General features: G+C 65.2%; 18 protein-coding genes. 14 read left to right on the forward strand and 4 right to left on the reverse strand.

All coding sequences use genetic code 11. The features are described from left to right. The first annotated feature begins 116 nt into the window (after window positions 1–116). The 7 genes from ffh (at window position 117) to FHS96_RS05205 (ending at window position 6,583) form a co-directional block, all read left to right on the forward strand. Window positions 117–1,598, forward strand: a complete 1,482-nt coding sequence (gene ffh / locus FHS96_RS05175) for a signal recognition particle protein (protein ID WP_429588392.1) — start codon at window positions 117–119, stop codon at window positions 1,596–1,598. 41 nt (window positions 1,599–1,639) lie between these two features. Beyond that, window positions 1,640–2,032 carry a 30S ribosomal protein S16 gene (gene rpsP, locus FHS96_RS05180; RefSeq protein WP_429588393.1) on the forward strand — a complete coding sequence of 131 codons (393 nt, stop codon included), beginning with the start codon at window positions 1,640–1,642 and terminating at the stop codon, window positions 2,030–2,032. 53 nt (window positions 2,033–2,085) lie between these two features. After that, a complete protein-coding gene (gene rimM, locus FHS96_RS05185; RefSeq protein ID WP_429588394.1) occupies window positions 2,086–2,622 on the forward strand; it encodes a ribosome maturation factor RimM in 537 nt (178 codons plus the stop codon). Between the two features lie 62 nt (window positions 2,623–2,684). Continuing rightward, complete coding sequence (locus tag FHS96_RS05190) at window positions 2,685–2,999, forward strand: hypothetical protein (RefSeq protein ID WP_429588396.1); 315 nt, start codon at window positions 2,685–2,687, stop codon at window positions 2,997–2,999. Window positions 3,000–3,069: 70 nt separating this feature from the next. Continuing rightward, on the forward strand, window positions 3,070–3,801 hold the full coding sequence (trmD, locus tag FHS96_RS05195; RefSeq protein WP_429588397.1) for a tRNA (guanosine(37)-N1)-methyltransferase TrmD: 732 nt from the start codon (window positions 3,070–3,072) through the stop codon (window positions 3,799–3,801). Window position 3,802: 1 nt separating this feature from the next. Beyond that, entirely contained in the window at window positions 3,803–4,186 is a 384-nt protein-coding gene (gene rplS / locus FHS96_RS05200; RefSeq protein ID WP_429588398.1) for a 50S ribosomal protein L19, read from the forward strand. A 162-nt stretch (window positions 4,187–4,348) separates the two neighbouring features. Next, window positions 4,349–6,583 carry a S9 family peptidase gene (locus FHS96_RS05205; protein WP_429588400.1) on the forward strand — a complete coding sequence of 745 codons (2,235 nt, stop codon included), beginning with the start codon at window positions 4,349–4,351 and terminating at the stop codon, window positions 6,581–6,583. A gap of 96 nt (window positions 6,584–6,679) precedes the next feature. Here FHS96_RS05205 and FHS96_RS05210 read toward each other — a convergent pair whose 3' ends face one another. Continuing rightward, a complete protein-coding gene (locus FHS96_RS05210; protein ID WP_429588402.1) occupies window positions 6,680–7,492 on the reverse strand; it encodes a DUF2189 domain-containing protein in 813 nt (270 codons plus the stop codon). A 204-nt stretch (window positions 7,493–7,696) separates the two neighbouring features. Here FHS96_RS05210 and FHS96_RS05215 point away from each other — a divergent pair, with 204 nt between their 5' ends. From FHS96_RS05215 to FHS96_RS05240, 6 genes are all read left to right on the forward strand, one after another. Then, a complete protein-coding gene (locus FHS96_RS05215) occupies window positions 7,697–8,725 on the forward strand; it encodes an aspartate-semialdehyde dehydrogenase (RefSeq protein WP_429588403.1) in 1,029 nt (342 codons plus the stop codon). Between the two features lie 62 nt (window positions 8,726–8,787). Continuing rightward, on the forward strand, window positions 8,788–9,462 hold the full coding sequence (locus FHS96_RS05220) for a DUF2238 domain-containing protein (RefSeq protein WP_429588404.1): 675 nt from the start codon (window positions 8,788–8,790) through the stop codon (window positions 9,460–9,462). A 36-nt stretch (window positions 9,463–9,498) separates the two neighbouring features. After that, a complete protein-coding gene (locus FHS96_RS05225; RefSeq protein ID WP_429588405.1) occupies window positions 9,499–10,263 on the forward strand; it encodes an alpha/beta fold hydrolase in 765 nt (254 codons plus the stop codon). Between the two features lie 65 nt (window positions 10,264–10,328). Further along, window positions 10,329–12,131 carry a M2 family metallopeptidase gene (locus FHS96_RS05230; RefSeq protein WP_429588406.1) on the forward strand — a complete coding sequence of 601 codons (1,803 nt, stop codon included), beginning with the start codon at window positions 10,329–10,331 and terminating at the stop codon, window positions 12,129–12,131. 191 nt (window positions 12,132–12,322) lie between these two features. Continuing rightward, the gene (locus tag FHS96_RS05235) at window positions 12,323–13,471 is read left to right on the forward strand and encodes a GGDEF domain-containing protein (RefSeq protein ID WP_429588407.1); all 1,149 of its coding nucleotides are present in this window, start codon (window positions 12,323–12,325) and stop codon (window positions 13,469–13,471) included. Between the two features lie 57 nt (window positions 13,472–13,528). Further along, window positions 13,529–14,647: a GGDEF domain-containing protein gene (locus FHS96_RS05240; protein WP_429588408.1), complete on the forward strand. Its 1,119-nt coding sequence runs from the start codon at window positions 13,529–13,531 to the stop codon at window positions 14,645–14,647. A 90-nt stretch (window positions 14,648–14,737) separates the two neighbouring features. On the opposite strand, the gene FHS96_RS05245 is transcribed toward FHS96_RS05240, so the two are convergent. From FHS96_RS05245 to FHS96_RS05255, 3 genes are all read right to left on the reverse strand, one after another. Continuing rightward, window positions 14,738–16,198 carry an AMP nucleosidase gene (locus tag FHS96_RS05245; RefSeq protein WP_429588409.1) on the reverse strand — a complete coding sequence of 487 codons (1,461 nt, stop codon included), beginning with the start codon at window positions 16,196–16,198 and terminating at the stop codon, window positions 14,738–14,740. A 104-nt stretch (window positions 16,199–16,302) separates the two neighbouring features. After that, a complete protein-coding gene (locus FHS96_RS05250; protein WP_429588410.1) occupies window positions 16,303–16,620 on the reverse strand; it encodes a hypothetical protein in 318 nt (105 codons plus the stop codon). A 132-nt stretch (window positions 16,621–16,752) separates the two neighbouring features. After that, the gene (locus tag FHS96_RS05255; RefSeq protein ID WP_429588411.1) at window positions 16,753–17,814 is read right to left on the reverse strand and encodes a LysR family transcriptional regulator; all 1,062 of its coding nucleotides are present in this window, start codon (window positions 17,812–17,814) and stop codon (window positions 16,753–16,755) included. A 64-nt stretch (window positions 17,815–17,878) separates the two neighbouring features. Between FHS96_RS05255 and FHS96_RS05260 the strand changes: the two genes are divergently transcribed. Beyond that, window positions 17,879–19,111 carry a GNAT family N-acetyltransferase gene (locus FHS96_RS05260; RefSeq protein WP_429588412.1) on the forward strand — a complete coding sequence of 411 codons (1,233 nt, stop codon included), beginning with the start codon at window positions 17,879–17,881 and terminating at the stop codon, window positions 19,109–19,111. Window positions 19,112–19,177 lie beyond the last annotated feature (66 nt).

The raw sequence follows: 19,177 nt of genomic DNA on the forward strand, positions 1-19,177 counted from the left end.
GACAAGGACGCGCCATCCGCTGGAGGAGGTGCGACGCCGGTCGGCGAGGTTTCGCCCACCGGCGTTTTCTGCGTTGCGTGGGCGGGCATCGAACGAAACGGTTGGAGTGCCTTGGCATGTTTGAAAGTCTGAGCGAACGGCTTGGCGGCGTTTTCGACCGCCTGCGCGGCCGTGGCGCGCTGAACGAAGCGGACGTGCGCGCGGCGATGCGCGAAGTGCGCATCGCGCTGCTAGAGGCTGACGTTGCGCTTCCCGTCGTTCGCGATTTCGTCGACAAGGTGACCGAGCAGGCCATTGGCCAGCAGGTGCTGAAATCGGTCACGCCCGGCCAGCAGGTCGTGAAGATCGTCAATGATGCGCTGGTCGAGATGCTCGGGTCCGAGGCATCGGAACTCTCGGTCGACGTCACGCCGCCCGCGGTCGTGATGATGGTCGGTCTTCAGGGTTCGGGCAAGACGACCACGACGGCCAAGATCGCCAAGCGGCTCAGCGAGAAGCAGCGCAAGAAGGTGCTGATGGCGTCGCTCGACGTCCAGCGTCCGGCCGCGCAGGAACAGCTCGCGGTGCTCGGCACGCAGACCAATGTCGCGACCTTGCCGATCGTCGCCGGCCAGCAGCCGGTCGATATCGCCCGGCGCGCGCTGAATGCGGCGAAGCTGCAGGGCTATGACGTCGTCATGCTCGACACCGCCGGTCGTCTCCACGTCGATCAGGCGCTGATGGACGAGATGCGCGCAGTCGCCGATGTCGCGACCCCGAATGAAATCCTGCTCGTCGTCGACTCGCTCACCGGCCAGGATGCGGTCAACGTCGCCCAGACCTTCTCCGATCAGGTGCCGCTGACCGGTGTCGTGCTGACCCGGATGGATGGCGACGCGCGCGGCGGTGCTGCGCTGTCGATGCGCGCCGTCACTGGCAAGCCGATCAAGTTCGCCGGCACCGGCGAAAAGCTCGATCAACTCGAACCCTTTCATCCCAGCCGCGTCGCCGGCCGCATCCTCGGCATGGGCGACGTCGTCAGCCTCGTCGAGCGCGCCGCCGAGACGATCAAGCAGGACGAGGCGGAAAAGCTCGCCGCGCGGATGGCCAAGGGTCAGTTCGATCTCAACGATCTGCGGGCGCAACTTGATCAGATGCGGCGCATGGGGGGCCTCGGCATGCTGGCCTCGATGCTGCCGGGCGTGAAGAAGGTGCAGAACGCGATGGCCAATGGCCAGGTCGACGATCGCATCCTCGTCCGCATGGATGCCATCATCGGCTCGATGACGCCCAAGGAGCGTGGCAAGCCGGAACTGCTCAACGCCAAGCGCAAGATCCGCGTCGCCAAGGGCAGCGGCACGACCGTTCAGGACGTGAACCGGCTGCTCAAGATGCATCAGGAAATGGCCAATGCCATGAAGAAGATCAAGAAGATGGGCGGGCTCAAGGGCCTGGCCGGCATGCTTGGTGGCGGCGGTGGCGGCGGCATGGGCGGGCTTGGCGGCCTGCTCGGTGGCGGTGGTGGTGCCGGTGGCACCCCGCCGGCCGGACTGCCGGGGCTTCCCGGTGCGCCGCAGGGGCTGCCCCCCGGGTTCCAGAATTTCATGAAGAAGAAGTGATCGGCTCCACGCCGTTCGAATGTTGAAGAAGGAAGTGTAGAATGTCCGTTTCCATCCGTCTGTCGCGTGGTGGCTCCAAGAAGCGCCCTTACTATCGCATCGTCGTCGCCAACTCGCGCAGCCCGCGCGATGGTGCCTTCATCGAGAAGATCGGCACCTACAACCCGCTGCTCGCCAAGGATTCGCCCGAGCGCGTCAAGATCGACGCCGATCGTGCGAAGCATTGGCTGAGCGTCGGCGCGCAGCCGACCGATCGCGTCGCCCGTTTCTTCGATGCGGCCGGCCTCAAGGAGCGCGCCGCACGCAACAACCCGAAGAAGGCGGAGCCGGGCGAGAAGGCCAAGGAGCGCGCCGAGGAGCGTGCCGCGAAGCTGGCCGAGGCTGAAGCCGCCGCGAATGCGCCGGCCGAGGAAGAAGCCGCTGCCGAGGCGTAAGCCTTGTTCCCCTCCCGCTGTGCGGGAGGGGACAGCCCTATTCGGTCATATCCATGTCCGTTGACGCAAGCTCTTCCCCGGCCGCTCCCGCGAGCGGAAGGGGCGATGCACCCGTTACCTTGGCCGCCATCATCGGCGCACACGGGATAACCGGCGAAGTGCGCCTCAAGCTGTTCGGCGATGGGCCGGAGGGCTTGAGGGCCTATGCCGCGTTCGACGCCGCGGGCCGCACGCTGACGCTCAAGTCGGTGCGCCCCGGTCCCAATGGCGCGGTCGCGCGCTTCGCCGAGATCACCGACCGCAACGCCGCCGAGGCGCTGCGCGGGGTGGCGCTCACCGTGCCGCGTTCGGCGATGCCGGCGCTGGGCGAGGGCGAATATTATCATGTCGACCTGATCGGCCTGCCTGCGGTTTCGACCGAGGGCGAGGCGCTGGGCACCGTCGTCGCGGTCGAGAATTTCGGCGCGGGTGATGTCGTCGAGATCGAGCGGCCGACGGGCAAGCGCTTCATGGTGCCGATGCAGCCCGATGCGGTGCCGGAATGGAACGACAAGCATCTGATGGTGACGGCGGCCTTCGCAGCCGAGTGATCGGGATGTGCGGAACCTAAATCGCCTTGCTGCGCTTCTGTGATGAGAGGAGCAGCAAGCCGATGGAGTTCATCTTGATTTCCGCATTGCTTGCGGTCGGCGTGACGATCCTCGCGGCGTGGTTGATCATCAAGGTGCGGCCAAATATCGGGCGCGGCACACATCTGCTATGCTCTGTGGTAAGCTTCCCGATACTATCAGCGGTACTGTTCGTGTTGGGCCTGGCGATCGCATTGCTGTCGTCTACGGGGGAGGCTAGCGGATCGGCGGGAATGCCGATTCTAGCGCTGACCTTCTTCCTGTTCTACGCGCTGGTCATCGGTGTGGTGCTGGGCGTGCCGACAGCGTTCGTGGCGGTGACGGCGCTTCGGCGCTGAAGCGGTTGCCGCCCGCAGGGTGGGGGATTAGGGACGCGCAACCCCATTAGCCCTGAGTAACCGTACGCGCATGAGCTTTGCCGCCACCATCCTCACCCTCTATCCGGAGATGTTTCCGGGGCCGCTCGGCGTTTCGCTCGCCGGCCGCGCGTTGCGTGAGGAGGCCTGGTCGCTGGAGGCGGTGCAGATCCGCGACTTCGCGACCGACAAGCATCGCTCGGTCGACGATACGCCCGCGGGTGGCGGCGCCGGCATGGTTCTCCGCGCGGACGTGCTCGCCGCCGCGATCGACAGCGTCGCGGATGGCCGGCCCATGCTGGCGATGTCGCCGCGCGGCCGTCAGTTGACGCAGGATCGAGTCCGTGCGCTTGCCGAGGGCCCGGGGGCGATCATCCTGTGCGGCCGGTTCGAGGGCTTCGACGAGCGCATTTTCGAGGGGCGTGACGTGGAGCCGGTTTCGATCGGCGACTATGTGCTTTCCGGCGGTGAAATCGGCGCTTTCGTGCTGCTCGACGCTTGCATTCGACTGCTTCCCGGCGTAATGGGCGCCGCTTCCAGCGGAGATGAGGAAAGCTTCGAAAACGGCCTCCTCGAGTATCCGCATTATACCCGACCTGTCGAATGGGAAGGGCGCACGATCCCCGAAGTGCTGCGATCGGGGGATCATGCGAAGATCGCCGCCTGGCGCAAGTCGATGGCGGAGAACGATACACGGCTAAGGCGGCCGGATCTTTGGGAGCGCCATGAGGGCGCTCGGGTCCAGCCGCCCTCTGGCGCGCAGCGGAAGAAGAAGGACCGGTGAGATGAACCTCATCCAGACGCTCGAAGCCGAGCAGATTGCCAAGTTCAACGAATCGAAGAAGATCCCCGAGTTCCGTCCGGGCGACACGCTGAAGGTCGGCGTGAAGGTGGTCGAAGGTGATCGCACCCGCGTCCAGAACTTTGAGGGTGTCTGCATCGCCCGCTCCAACAAGGGCATGGGCAGCAGCTTCACCGTCCGCAAGATCAGCTTCGGCGAGGGTGTCGAGCGCGTCTTCCCGCTTTACTCGCCGAACGTCGACTCGATCGAGGTCGTCCGTCGCGGTGTCGTGCGTCGCGCGAAGCTCTATTATCTGCGTGGCCGCACCGGCAAGTCGGCGCGTATCGCCGAGCGTCGCGATCCGCGTCCGGCGGCTGCCGCCGAATAATCGCTCGCACGACAGCGAACGGATCAGGGGCGCGGAGGCTTGGCTTCCGCGCCCTTTTTCGTGTCCGTCCATTTTCGTGCCTGTGACGCTTTACCTCTGCCACACGATAGCTAAGCGGGACGATATGACCCCGAAGAGGGATGATGTCCGAGGTGATTTTCGATGCGTTTGACTTCGTTGCTGGGCGCCGTGGCGCTGATCGTGCCGCTGGTCGGAACCGCCGCCATGGCTGAGGCGCCTGCGCAGGCCGGCGGGCTGACCCTGGAACGCGTGTTCGGCACCCCCGCACTCGGTGGCACGCCGGTACGCGCGCAGAAGCTGTCGCCGGACGGTAAGCTGCTGACCTCACTGCGCGCCCGCGCCGATGAGAAGGAGCGCTTCGACCTGTGGGCGCTGGACCTTTCGACCGGCCAGGAACGGATGCTGGTCGACAGCAAGCGGCTGGGCAGCGGCGCCGAGCTCTCCGAGGCGGAGAAGATGCAGCGCGAGCGTCGGCGCATCGGCGGCAGCACAGGCATCGTCAGCTATCAATGGTCGGCGGACGGCCAGACGATCCTCGTGCCGCTGGAGGGCGATCTCTACCTCGCCACGCGCGACGGCCGCGTGCGCCAGTTGACCAAGAGCGAGGCGGGCGAACTCAACCCGGTGGTCAGCCCGCGCGGCAGCCATGTATCGTTCGTGCGCGATCGCAACCTCTTCACCTTCGACCTGGCGAAGAATGAGGAGCGGCAGGTAACGCGGGGCGGTGGCGGCACCATCGGCTTCGGCGAGGCGGAGTTCGTCGCGCAGGAAGAGATGAACCGCTACACCGGCTATTGGTGGTCGCCCGACGACAAGCGCATCGCGGTCGAGAAGTTCGACGAGGCGCCGGTGGGCATCGTCAGCCGCGCCGCGATCGGTGCCGACGGCACCAAGGTCTATGACCAGCGCTATCCCGCGGCGGGCACGCCCAACGCGCTCGTGGAACTCTATATCGTCAGCCCGAAGGGCGGCACGCCGGTGAAGGTCGATCTCGGCACCGAGGCCGACATCTATCTGGCGCGCGTCGACTGGACCGCGGACGGCTCGGCGCTGCTGGTCCAGCGCGAGAGCCGCGATCAGAAGCGGCTCGACATGCTCAGGGTCGATCCCGAGACCGGCGCGTCGACCGTGCTGTTCGGCGAGGTCGCCGGCGCGCGGAGCTGGATCAATCTCAGCGACAATCTGCGCGCGCTCAAGGATGGCAGCCTGATCTGGTGGTCCGAGCGTGACGGCCACGGCCATCTCTATCGCTGGGCGAACGGCAAATGGACGCAACTCACCAGCGGCGCGTGGGAGGTGCGCGACGTCATCGCGGTGGACGAGGCCAAGGGGCGGCTGTTGTTCACCGCCAACAAGGACACGCCGATCGAACAGCATGTCTATGAGATCGATCTTGCGAAGCCCGGCACGCCGCGCCGGCTGACCGAGGCCGGCTTCTGGAACGCCGCGGAGATGGACAAGAGCGGCACCCGCATGCTCGTCAACCGCTCCGGCCCGGACCAGCCCGCGCAGACCTATCTGGCCGATGCGCAGGGCAACCGGCTGCGCTGGCTCGATCGCAACGCCATCGCCGGCGATCATCCTTATGCGCCCTATCTCGCGCAACACGTGACGCCCGAGTTCGGCACGCTGAAGGCCAAGGACGGCAGCACGCTGCACTACAAGCTGCTGAAGCCGAAGGGTGCCGAGGGCACGCGGCATCCGGTGCTGGTGCAGGTCTATAACGGGCCGGGCGCGGGGCGACAGGTGATGAAGCAGTGGGGCAATCCGCTGCACCAATATCTCGTCTCGCGCGGCTGGGTGATCTTCTCGATCGACGGCCGCGGCTCGCCCGATCGCGGCACCGCGTTCGAGAACCAGATCTACCACGCGATGGGCACGGTCGAGGTTGACGACCAGCTTACCGGCGTCGCCTGGCTGAAGCAGCAGCCCTTCGTCGATCCGGAGAAGGTCGCGGTCTATGGCTGGTCCTATGGCGGATATATGACCCTGAAGCTGCTGGAGGCCGCGCCGGGCACCTTCGCCGCGGGCGTCTCGGGCGCGCCGGTGACGCGCTGGGGGCTCTACGACACCCATTATACCGAACGCTATCTGGGTGATCCCAACAAGGATCCGCAATCCTATTCGGGCTCGGATGCGCTGGGCAACGCCGACAAGATCGCCGACCCGCTGCTGCTGATCCACGGCATGGCCGACGACAATGTCGTGTTCGAACATTCCACCGCGCTGATGGCGAAGCTGCAGAAGGCCGGGCATCCGTTCGAGACGATGGTCTATCCGGGCCAGACGCACAGCGTCGGCGGTCCCGGCGTGAGCGTGCATCTGTGGAAGACGATCGAGGCGTTTCTCGATCGGAGCGTGGGCAAGGGCGAGTAAACTCTGCCGCCTTCGACCACCCATCCTCCGTTCGGGGCGAACGGGGGTGGGGAGGGGGAGAAGATGGGGTTTTCGGGGGGTGTTTGAGGGGCGGTTTTACAGCCCCGCCAGCGCCTCCCGATCCACGATCCGCGAATAAAGATGCCAGGTCGCATAGCCCAGCACCGGCAGCACCACCGCCAGCCCGAGGAAGGCAGGCAGCGATCCCACCACCAGCAGCGCGGCGATGGTCAACCCCCAGCGGGTCATCACCAGCGGGTTGTTCCGCACCGCCACGATCGACGCGCGCATCGCCGGGCCGGCGCCGACATCGCGATCGACCAGCATCGGCAGCGAGATCGCGCTGATCGCGAACGCCACGACCGCGAAGACGAGGCCGACGAGGTTGCCCAAGATCATCATCGCCCAGCCATTTGCGGTGCCGAACAGCGCCGACAGGAAGGCACCGGGCGAGGCGGGCTCCGCCGGCCCCATGAAGGCGGTGTAGATCAGCGCCGCAGCGAGCAGCCACAGGCCGAACAGCGCGATCAATATGGTGCCGACCACGGCGATCGAATCCCGCGCGGGATTCTTGCCGATATCGAAAAAATGCCGCCAGCCTGCCTCGAGTCCGGCCTCGCGGCGGCGGGCCAGTTCGTAGAAGCCGGTCGCCGCGAGCGGCCCCAGCAGCGAGATGCCGGCGGCGATCGGGAAGAACAAGGGCAAGATGCCGTTGCCCAGAGCCAGCCACGCTGCGGCGATGCCGACGAAGGGATAGATCAGCCCGACGAAGACGAGGTCGCCGCGCTTGGATCGAAAATCATCGAGCGCGTCGCGCAGCGCGGCGTTGATATCTTCCGTCTCGATCCGGCGCACCGGGATCGTATCGAATGGCGGCGTGCGCACCGGGTCCAAGCTAAGTGCGACCATCCTCTCCTCCTCTGTTCAGGCGTCTCCATCATCCTGTCGGTTGCTGGCTACGCCGTCACGCGGCGGAGTCGGTCGAACCGACAATGGGCATTGATACCATAGGTTGGCGCCAGACGACATCTTCTGTCGCGAAAGCAGGTTGGCGTTTTCCGATCATGGCGCTATGGCGCGCGCTCCTTTTTTGTTGGAACTGGAGTGATTGCGATGGGCTACCGCGTGGTGGTCGCCGGCGCGACCGGCAATGTCGGCCGCGAAATGCTGAACATCCTTGCCGAGCGTGAATTCCCGCTCGACGAGATCGCCGTGCTGGCCTCGGCCCGCTCGACCGGCGACGAGATTGATTTCGGCGAGACCGGTCGCAAACTCAAAGTCAAGAATATCGAGCATTTCGACTGGGCCGGCTGGGATATCGCGCTGTTCGCGATCGGGTCCGAGGCGACGGCGATCTACGCGCCCAAGGCCGCGGCCGCCGGTTGCACGGTCATCGACAACAGCTCGCTCTACCGCATGGACCCGGATATTCCGCTGATCGTGCCGGAAGTGAACCCGGAAGCGATCGACGGCTATACCAAGCGCAACATCATCGCGAACCCGAACTGCTCGACCGCGCAGATGGTCGTCGCGCTGAAGCCGCTGCACGACGCGGCGAAGATCAAGCGCGTCGTCGTCGCGACCTATCAGTCGGTGTCGGGCGCCGGCAAGGCGGGCATGGACGAACTGTTCGAGCAGAGCCGGAACATCTTCGTCGGCGACCAGGCCGAACCGAAGAAGTTCACCAAGCAGATCGCGTTCAACGTGATCCCGCACATCGACAAGTTCCTGGACGACGGCTCCACCAAGGAAGAGTGGAAGATGGTCGCCGAGACCAAGAAGATCCTCGATCCCAAGGTGAAGGTGGTCGCCACCTGCGTGCGCGTGCCGGTGTTCGTCGGCCATTCCGAGGCGCTCAACATCGAGTTCGAGAACGAACTGAGCGCCGAAGAGGCCCAGCGCATCCTGCGCGAGGCGCCGGGGGTGATGCTCGTCGATAAGCGCGAGGATGGCGGTTACGTCACGCCGATCGAGTGCGTCGGCGAATATGCGACCTACATCAGCCGCGTGCGCGACGATTCCACCGTCGACAACGGCCTCTCGCTGTGGTGCGTCAGCGACAATCTCCGCAAGGGCGCCGCGCTCAACGCGGTGCAGATCGCCGAACTGCTCGGGCGCCGTCACCTCAAGAAGGCGGCCTGACGAAATCGGGGCCGGGCAGCGAAAGCCGCTCGGCCTTTTTTCTTGTGGGGGCAGGGGGGCATATGGCGCGGTGGTTGAATGGCTGGCGCGCTTTGCCCGGGGCACAGCGCTGGATCCTGATCGCGCTGACCCTCCTGCTGCTCGTCGTGCAGATCGACCAACCGTTTCCGGGCACGGCGCCGCTCCACCATATCCCGACCGCGCTGCTGCTGATTGCGGCGCCGGTGCTGCTCGCGCGCTGGCCGCTCGCCACCGCCGAACTCGCGTGCATCGCCGGCTTCCTCGCGCTGCACACCTTCGGCGCGCGCTGGACCTATACCAACATGCCATACGACATGTGGAGCGAGGCGGTGTTCGGCGCGTCGATCAACGCGCTGCTCGGCTGGGAGCGCAACAATTATGACCGCATCGTCCATTTCGCCTTCGGCGCGTTCGCGGTCGCGCCGATCGTCGGGCTGGCGTGCCGACGCGCGGGGGCAGGGGCGTGGTGGGCCGCGTCGATCGCGGTCGGCTTCGTGCTGGCCGCGGGCGGCGTCTACGAGATCTTCGAATGGGGCATCAGCCTCGCTGCACCCGCTTCTATGGCCGATGATTATAATGGCCAGCAAGGCGACATGTGGGATGCGCAGAAGGATATGGCGCTGGCCGGGCTCGGCGCGCTGATCGCGGTGCTCTGGGTGGCGCGGCCGGGGCTCGCGGCGCGCGTCCGGATCGACAGCGGCGATCGTCGGGGCTAGTCGCCACGTTCGTAGCGAACGAACGAGGATGGCAGCGTGACGAACAGCAGCGAGGTCGTGACCCAGCGTTTCACCGCGCCCGACGGGGTGGAACTGGCGTGGCACGAACTGGGCGGGGGACGGCCGGTGGTGCTGATCCACGGCTATTTCTCCGACGCGCGCACCAACTGGATCAAATATGGCCATGCCGCGGCGATCGCCGCCAAAGGCTTCCGCGTCATCATGCCGGATCTGCGCGCACATGGCAGCAGCGGCAAGCCGCACGATCCGGCCTCCTATCCACCCGACATCCTCGCTGATGACGGCCTCGCGCTGATCGCGCATCTCGGCCTCACCGACTATGATCTTGGCGGCTATTCGCTGGGCGGCCGCACGACCGCGCGGATGTTGGCGCGCGGCGCCACGCCGCGCCGCGCGATCATCTCCGGCATGGGGCTGAGCGGGCTGACTTCCACCGGCGACCGCGCCAACCATTTTCGCCGCGTGCTGACCGACATCGATGCCCATCCGCGCGGCTCGCCCGAATTCATGGCCGCAGCCTTCCTCAAGACCACTGGCGGCGATCCGGTCGCGCTGCTGCGCCTGCTCGACAGCTTCGTCGATACGCCGCGCGATGTGCTGGCCGGGTTGGATCTGCCTTTGCTCGTGCTCGCCGGTGCCGACGACGATGATAATGGCTCGGCCGAAGCGCTTGCGGAGTTGCTACCGCAGGGTGAACTCGCGATCGTGCCGGGCAATCATATGAGCGCGGTGACCAAGCCCGAACTTGGCACCGGGATCGCCCGCTTCCTCGCCGCTTGACCGGGAACGGGGCGAGGCTCAATCTCAACCGCAATACACATCCTTCAGTCCCGGGGATCGCTCTCATGCATCGCAAGATTTCGCTGCTGACGCTGGCGGCCGCATTGGCCGCTGCGTCGCCCGCTGCCGCGCAGACCGTGGCGGAGGCCGACGCCTTCGTCGCCGCTTCCGAGAAGGAGTTGCTCGATTTCAGCACCTCCAAGGCGCAGGTCGACTGGATTAACGAAACCTATATCACCGACGACAGCAACGCGATCGCCGCGCTGTTCGCGACACGCGAGAGCGAGATGCGGGTGCGCCAGGCGAAGGAGGCGGCGACGTTCGCCAAGATCGCCGGGTTGCCGGAAGAGACGAAGCGCAAGCTGGATACGTTGCGCGGCGGGATCACCTCACCCGCGCCGACCACGCCGGGGGCGGCAGCCGAACTCGCAAAACTGGGCACCAAGATCAAGGCGATCTACGGCGCCGGCAAGGGCACGCTGAACGGCAAGCCGATCAGCGGCAGCGATATCGAAGCCGAGATGGGTACGGTGCGCGACCCGGCGAAGCTCAAGGAGATGTGGGTCAGTTGGCACGAAAATGTCGGCGCGCCGATGCGCGACGATTATGTCCGCATGATCGACCTGACCAACCGGGGTGCGCGGGAGCTTGGCTTCAACGATGCCGGCGCGATGTGGCGCTCCCGTTACGACATGCCGCCTGAGGATTTCGCACGGCTGATCGACAGATTATGGGCGGAAGTGAAGCCGCTCTATGATGAACTGCATTGCTTCACCCGTGCGAAGCTCAATGAAAAATATGGCGAGGCGGTGCAGCCCGCGACCGGACCGATCCGTGCCGACCTGCTCGGCAACATGTGGGCGCAGGAATGGGGCAATATCTATGATGTCGTTGCCCCGAAGGGCACGGGCGATGTCGGTTACGACACCACGGCGCTGCTCAAGGCGAAGTCATATGATGCGCTGAAGATGGTGAAGACGGGCGAGGGCTTCTTCTCGTCGCTGGGTTTCGCGCCCTTGCCCGACACCTTTTGGCAGCGCTCGCAGTTCGTGAAGCCGGCTGATCGCGAGGTGATTTGCCACGCCTCCGCCTGGGATCTCGACAATGTCGAGGATCTGCGCATCAAGATGTGCATCAAGGTGAATGGCGACGATTTCGTCACCATCCATCATGAACTCGGCCACAATTACTACCAGCGCGCCTACAACAAACAGGACTATCTGTTCCGCGACGGTGCGAATGACGGCTTCCATGAGGCGATCGGGGATACGATCGCGCTGTCGATCACGCCCGATTATCTCGTGAGCATCGGCCTGCTCGATCCCGCCAAGGTGCCGCCCGCAGACAAGGATACCGGGCTGCTGTTGCGCCAGGCGATGGACAAGGTTGCTTTCCTGCCGTTCGGCCTGCTGATCGACAAATGGCGTTGGGGCGTGTTCGCTGGGCAGATCAAGGATCGCAGCTATCAGGCGGCGTGGGATGCGTTGCGCCTGCAATATCAGGGGGTAGCGCCGCCCGTCGATCGGCAAGAGACCGCTTTCGATCCGGGCGCCAAGTTTCATGTACCTGCATCGGTGCCCTACACGCGCTATTTCCTCGCGCGAATTTTGCAGTTCCAGTTCTACAAGGCCGCCTGTGACCAGGCGGGCTGGACCGGCCCGCTCCACCGCTGTTCCTTCTTCGACAACAAGGATGTCGGCGCTAAATTCAATGCGATGCTCGAAATGGGCGCATCCAAGCCGTGGCCCGACGCGCTGGAGGCATTTACAGGCGAGCGCGAAATGTCAGGTAAGGCGATGATCGCTTATTTCGAACCGCTGATGAGTTGGTTGAAGGAGCAGAATGCCGGCCGTGCCTGCGGCTGGTGATTGGCTGCAACACCGCGAAAAGATTCATCGGATTCTTTCACTCCGATATGGTTTGTTCGCACGGGACAGCTGACATTCTGCGTTGAATCGGCTATTGGCCGCGCTCAAGCGTTGTGCGCCGCGACGCTGAGCGGGAACCAGACCGAAACAAGTGGCGAAGAAGGCCGCCGGCCATGGCCGGGGGGGATCGCATGAATCTTGAGCTGATCACCATCTGCGTCCTGCTCGCAACCAGCATCGCGCTGTTCGTCGCGATGTCAATTGCCTGGTTCTGTTTCGGTCGCCATCAATATTCGCTGTTCTGGTCGCTCGCCGCGGGCGGCGCGATCCTGCAGTGGACGATCGCGATCGTCGGCCGTCTCGCTTTCCCCGATTCGCCACTGCCCAGCATCCTCACGACCCAGCTTGTGGTGATGAACAGCAGCCTGATTGCGATCGCCTTCCGCCAGCGCGCGGGGCTTAAGCCGCGAATCGGCCTGTGGGTCACCGGCAATCTGATCGTGTTCGCGGCGGTCAGTTATGTCGTTGCCGACTTGCATGATGCGGCGTGGCGCGCTTTCATCGCCAACGCGGGTTGCGGTGCGCTCTTCCTGGTCGCGGTGGGTGCGCTTCTCGCCAATGGCCGCCGGGCGCAGCCGATGGAAATCGCCACGGCCGCTGTCGCGACGGTGTTCGCGCTATTCGAACTGGCGGTTGCCGGCAGCGCGCTTGGCTTTGGTTCGGAAGGCGTCGCGCCTGCGGCGAACGCTTATCGTCTGGTGCTCGGCATCGGCATGCCGGCCTCCTATGTCGCGCTGGGCATCAGCGCCGTGATGCTGCTGGTCGCCGATCTCGCGCACCGCCTCGAGGCGCTGACGACGCGCGACTTGGAAACAGGTGCGCTCAACCGTCGTGGGTTGGATCAGGCCGCAGTTGCGGCGATGGCGAATTCGCGCCGCCGCCGCCTACCCCTGTCGGTAGTGCTCATCGATCTTCATGGCGTGCGTGCGCAGCGCGGCGGCCCGTCGCGCGCCGTGCTCAACCAGTTACTGGTGGGCGCTGCCGATCAGCTCAACGCGCTGATCCGCGAGGAAGATGTGTTCGCGCGTCTGGGGCCGACGCGGTTCTGCCTGTTGCTGGGTGACACGCGCCTGCAGCAGGCGCTGTTCATCGCGCGCCAGGCTGAGGCGGCCATCGCTGCCGCAGCGCCAGCCGGTCGCTCGATGAAGGCGAGCTGGGGTGTCGCCCAGCTTCGTTCGGAGGATTTCGCATTCAGCCTGCTGCTCGACCGTGCTGAGCGCGAGATGGTTGGCGAGAACGGATCGGATTCGACGGCGACCCGGATCCGGATCGCGGCCTGACGATTTGAACGGCATGTCTGCGCCGGCCTGCGCGGCGATGCAGGTGGCGCACCAGCCATGAGCATCGGTATCAGCGGCTTCACGCTGCTACTGGCGATTACGGCAGTTTTGTCCGGATCGTTGGTGGTCGGCTGGTTCATCTTCGGCCGCATGCCCTACGCGCTGTTCTGGGCCGCCGCCGCCGCTGGCGAGACGGTGGAGTGGCTCATCAACGCGCTCTCATCCCGCGACACCCCCGAAGGTGGGTGGATGCTGATGATCACCGGGCTGCTTACTGTGTGCGACAGCATGCTGGTGGCGCTCGGATTTTTCCGCCGCGCCGGGCGGAAGCCGCCGATCGGATGGATGCTCGCCGCCGCACTGGTGGTGATGTTGCTCGCGGCATGGGGCATGTTCATGATCGAGCCGCGACGGATCGCCCTGCGCGGCGCGCCGGTCAATCTGTTCTCGGCGGCGATGTTCCTGCTCGGCGCGATGGTCATCCGGCCGCGCGATCGCAAGGCGAATTTCGCCGAATATGCCGCAGTCGGCGCCGCACTGCTGTTCGCGGCCTGCGAAATCGGGCTGGCGGCGGTTTGGCTGCAGATCGATGGGCCGCATGATCTGGCACGCGCGGCGCTCCGCACCAACGCGTTGTTCATCACCATGCCCTTCGCCTATGTCGCAGCGGGCATCGCGGCGATGCTGCTCATCGCATCGGATCTCAACGATCGCCTGCAGGTGATGGTTACGCGCGATGCGCTCACCGGGCTCTTCAACCGTCGCGGCCTTGAACAGGCAATGTTGCCGCCGCTCGCAAATGCGCGCCGTCGCCGACGACCGATGACCTTGCTGATGTTCGATGTCGGCGGCACGCTGACCGGATTGACGCAGCAGGCTGCGCGACGCCGGCTTGCCGCGGTGGCGGACACGCTGAGCGCCGTCATCCGTGAGGAGGATGTATTCGGCCATCTCGGCAACGGCGCGTTCTGCGTGGTGCTGATCGATACCGACGCCACTGGCGCGGCTGTCGTCACCGAGCGGATGCGCAACACGCTTAGCGGCCATGGTCATGAAATCGAGGGCATCCGCGTCGGCGTGGCGGCGGCAGGGCCGGGGGATCTGGCGGCCGGAGTGATCATCCGCCGCGCGGAAGAGGCGACGCGCGCCGCGGCGCCGCAATCGATCGCGATCTGACAAGATCCGGCGATCCGGCGAAATGACGCCTGGCTTGATCCAAACTTCATACCGACCGGCGGCGGCGAGCGCGCGGCGGGTCGTCTGCGATCAGCGGAACGGCGGCTCGTTGAACGCCCGCAGCTTGCGACTATGCAGTTTGGCGCCCTCGCGGCGGAGTTGCTCGCAGGCCTCGATGCCGATCAGCATATGCTCGTTGATCGCGCGTTCGTAGAACCGGTTGGCTTGGCCCGGCAGCTTGAGCTCGCCATGCAGCGGCTTGTCCGACACGCACAGCAAGGTGCCGTAGGGCACGCGGAAGCGATAGCCCTGCGCCGCGATCGTCGCCGACTCCATGTCGATCCCCACCGCGCGTGACTGTGAGAAGCGCAGCGCGGAGCGGCTGTAGCGCAGTTCCCAGTTGCGATCGTCGGTGGTGACGATGGTGCCGGTGCGCAGGCGGCGCTTCAGCGCTTCCTGCGTTTCTCCCGAGACGATCTCGGCGGCGTGGGCCAGCGCAAGCTGCACCTCGGCGATGGCAGGCACCGGGATTTCGGGCGGCAGCACATCGTCGAGAATATGATCGTCGCGCAGATAGGCGTGCGCGAGCACATAGTCGCCGATCCGCTGGCTGGGTCGCAGCCCGCCGCAATGGCCGATCATCAGCCAGGCTTCGGGACGAACGACCGCAAGATGGTCGGTGATGGTCTTGGCGTTGGAGGGGCCAACGCCGATATTGACCAAGGTGATGCCCGTCCGGTCCGGCGCGATCAGATGATAGGCCGGCATTTGGTGCCGCCGCCACGCACTGTCGGCCACGACCCGCTCGGGATCGCTCGTCTCTGCCGTCACCATCAGGCCACCGGCACCGGACAGTGCCGTATAGGGGCTTTCCGGATCCTTGAGCTGTTCGCACGCCCACCGCACGAACTCGTCGACATAGCGGTGATAGTTGGTGAAGAGGATATAGCGCTGGACATGCTCCGGCGGCGTGCCGGTGTAGTGCCGCAGACGCGCGAGCGAGAAATCGGTGCGCAGCCCGTCGAACAGGGCAAGCGGGCGGGGCTGGTCGCCCGCCAGCATCGTGCCATCAGCGATTTCGTCGCCGATGTGCGCCAGTTCGGTGGCCGGGAACCACCGGGCGAGCTCCAGCGCGCTGATCCCCTCAAGCGACAGCTCGTGGCCCGGATCGAGTACATAGGGGAACGGGATTTCCTGCCGACCTGGCCGCACCTCGACGGTGACGCCATAATCCTCGATCAGCAGCTCGAGCTGCTCGATCAGATAGTCGGCGAACAGGGCAGGGCGGGTGACGCTGATGGCATATTCGCCCGGCGTGACCAGCCGCCCATAGGACCGCGGCGGCACGACGAGACCGCTGTCGCCCTGGAAGCGGATGCGGATTTCCGGATAGGCGAAGCTGCCATCCTGACGTTGCTCAGGCGTGGGGCGAACGCCATTGGCGATAAAGTCTGCCAAGGCATCGCGCAGCCGATCGACGGATGCGGAATACAGCCGCTCAAGGTCGGCGACGAGCGCGGCGGCGTCAGCTCTTTCGGCGTTTATCGACATCGATGTTGGATAAGGTGCTGCGTTGCAGCGCGCAAGCGAAAGCACTGGCCGGTCGCTCGGCCAGTGCTTTCTTCATCAGGAATCCAACGCGACGTGCGCTGTCGTCACTCAGCCGCGATGCCGTAGGCGGGAGAACGCGCCGCCGCCGAAATTTCGCCTGCCGCGTTCGACCCAGCGTCTTCTGGCGTATCGCCACGGCGGCGGTTGAGATAGACCACCCCGGCGGTGGCTGCAGCCGCCGCCGCGACAACGCCGCCGGCGATCGCTGCCGTTGTCCACGGATGGTCCTGTGCCGAAGCGATGAGATTGCCCGCGGCTTCGCGACCACGTTCGATCCCCGCGTTGATCTGCTCGCGCGTGGAGCGCGGCGTTTCGGCCAGATCAAGCCCGGCTTGCTGCTTCTCGATGGCGTCCTCGATCATCATCTGACTCCCGATTTCTGTTAAGATCGACCGGAAAACGCGCGACGGCGCCTTCGTGTCCCACTGAGCGCCAAATTGACGATGATGCGGGACGAGCCGTGACCTCCGCCGTCTTGCACCGACATGTGATCGTCAGATTGCGTCGCCGATCATCGGCTCGAACAGGTTCACCACATTGCCGGTGGGGCGCAGGGCCGGGCCGAAATCGTCCGGGTGAATGAACTCGTTGCGAAACCAGGGGTAAATCGCGGGGTCGAACAGCTTGCGCAGCCAGGCGATCGTCTTGATCACCGGATCGGAATTGCGTGCGGCCGGATGATAATAATAGAAGAGCTCGAATTTGAACTGCGCGGGCAGGGCGATCGGCTTCAGTTTGCGCGTCACGCCCATCACATAGGTGGGCATGAAGGCGATTCCGGCGCCGCTGGCGACCGCCCAGAACAGCGCGAGGCTTGAATTGGTACGGATCGGCAAAAAGCCTGGCGGGCGTTCGGAGCCGACCAGTTGGTTGAGCAGGTCGGATCGCACGCCGGGCGCTTCCTGTTCGATGAAGCGATGGTTGAGCAGATCGTCCAGCGACGACGGCACACCATATTTGCGCACATAGTCGTGCGAGGCGAAGGGCAGGAAGTGCATCGTCGCGAGCTTGCTGACCATCAACTCAGGATTGGCCGGCGGGCGGAACAGCAGGCCGACATCCAACTCTTCGCTGCGCTCGGTATGAACGTCATAGTCGCATATCAGCGAGACGGTGAGTTCCGGCATCTCCGTTTGAAGGTCGAGCAATCGCGGCGTCAGCCAGCCCGATCCGATCGCCTCGCTGGCGCCGATCCGCAATTCGCCGGGGCGGCGCAGTTCATAATGTGGCTCATCGTTAAACAGGTCGAAGGCGGCGCCGCGCATCCGTTGTGCCAAGTCGCGCACGCGCATGCCCGCAGCCGTCGGACGAGCGCCATCGGGCCACCGCTCCAGCAAGGGATAGGCAACCGCCTCTTCCAGCCGGGCAACACGCGCACGCACCGTATTAGGAGAAAGATTGAGCAATACCGCTGCACGTCGAAGACTGCCCACTTCTGCGACAGCCAAAAACGCACGTACATCATCCCAGCGCAAACCACGCGGGAGCATCACCGGAAGGTGGGTGTGCAGTGACTGAACAGGCCGGTCAGATTTCTTGGTCACCCCACACTCCATGCTTCGCTTTATTGGATCTCCCAGGGGGCGTTACCCATTCTGACGCATCAGGGGTTCGAAGACAATGAAACATGCTGTGGGGCATTTCTCCGATGAGGCGACTAGTGCGCTCGCCTTCTCGCCCGATTTCTATCGCTTGATCGGTCGCGGTGCGGAGAACGCCCCGGCGATCGAACGCCCCTCCGAACGCGAGATCACCGACGCGCTGGCCCATGTGCGCCAGTCGATGGCGATTGCAAGCCCTGAAACGGTGGCCGCGGTGCGCAGCCGCAATCCTGACCTGTTCCGCCTGATGCGGCGTGGCGAGACCGTGGCCGACTGGCCATTCATCGCCTTCCTGCCGCTGAACGAAGCGGGTGCCGCTGCCTTCGTGACCGGGCAGTTCGACGGCGCAACGCCGCAGGCCGAATGGATCGCGACGCCGGCCGAGACGCCCGCTGCCATCTATATCTGGCTGGTGTTCGCGCCCAACCGCATGGTCGATGGTCTTCGCCTTCTCAAGGTGCTGGAGACGATCGGCAACGGATGCCCGGTGTTCTCGCGGCCCATCAGCGAGGTTTCGGCGAAGATCCAGCTCAACGCCGGCTTTATGGCGGCGCGGGATTTCTATCCGGATGCCCCGGAGTGGGCGATCGTTCTCCACGCCCGCGAGACGCCCGCGGCCGAGGCCAAGCGCAAGCGCCCCGAATTGTCGGTGCGCGTCGTCCGCACGATGGACGACATGATGCGCGTCTTCGCGGTCCGATCTGCCACCTACATGGCAGAGCAGTTCGCGACCTTCGAAGAAGAGTTCGACGGCAATGATTTCTGTGCCACGCACCTGATCGGCACCGTCAACGGCGACGCCGCGGGATGCGCGCGCATCCGCTATTTCGGCGATTTCGCCAAGCTGGAGCGGATGGCCGTGCGGGTCGAATATCGCAACACGCGCCTGATGTTCGAGCTTGCCCGCATGTGCATCCAGCATTGCCGCGAGAAGGGCTTCCGCAAGCTCTATGCGCATGCCCGCGAGGATCTGGTGCCGCTGTGGCGTCGCTTCGGCGCGCGGTTGCTGGAAGACCGGCCGCCGTTCAGCTTCTCGGACGTCGAATTCCGCGAGATGCACATGGACATAGAGCCGACCGACAGCGCGATCCGCTTCGGTGCCGATCCGCTGGTGACGATCCGCCCCGAGGGCGCGTGGGACCGGCCTGGCGTGCTCGATGCGTCGGCGGGGCTCCAGTCGCTGCTCGACCGGCGTGGTCACATCCGCACCGGCATCAAGACGATGAGCGAGACGCGCGTTCTCGCCGCCTGAAGATTGCCGATCCCTGGCGGGCGGGCGCGTCTTGAAGGCGCACCGCCGGCCGGGGGCGGTGCACGC

Origin of the sequence: Sphingomonas zeicaulis (genome assembly GCF_050433225.1) — a bacterium.
Classification (GTDB): domain Bacteria; phylum Pseudomonadota; class Alphaproteobacteria; order Sphingomonadales; family Sphingomonadaceae; genus Sphingomonas_D; species Sphingomonas_D zeicaulis.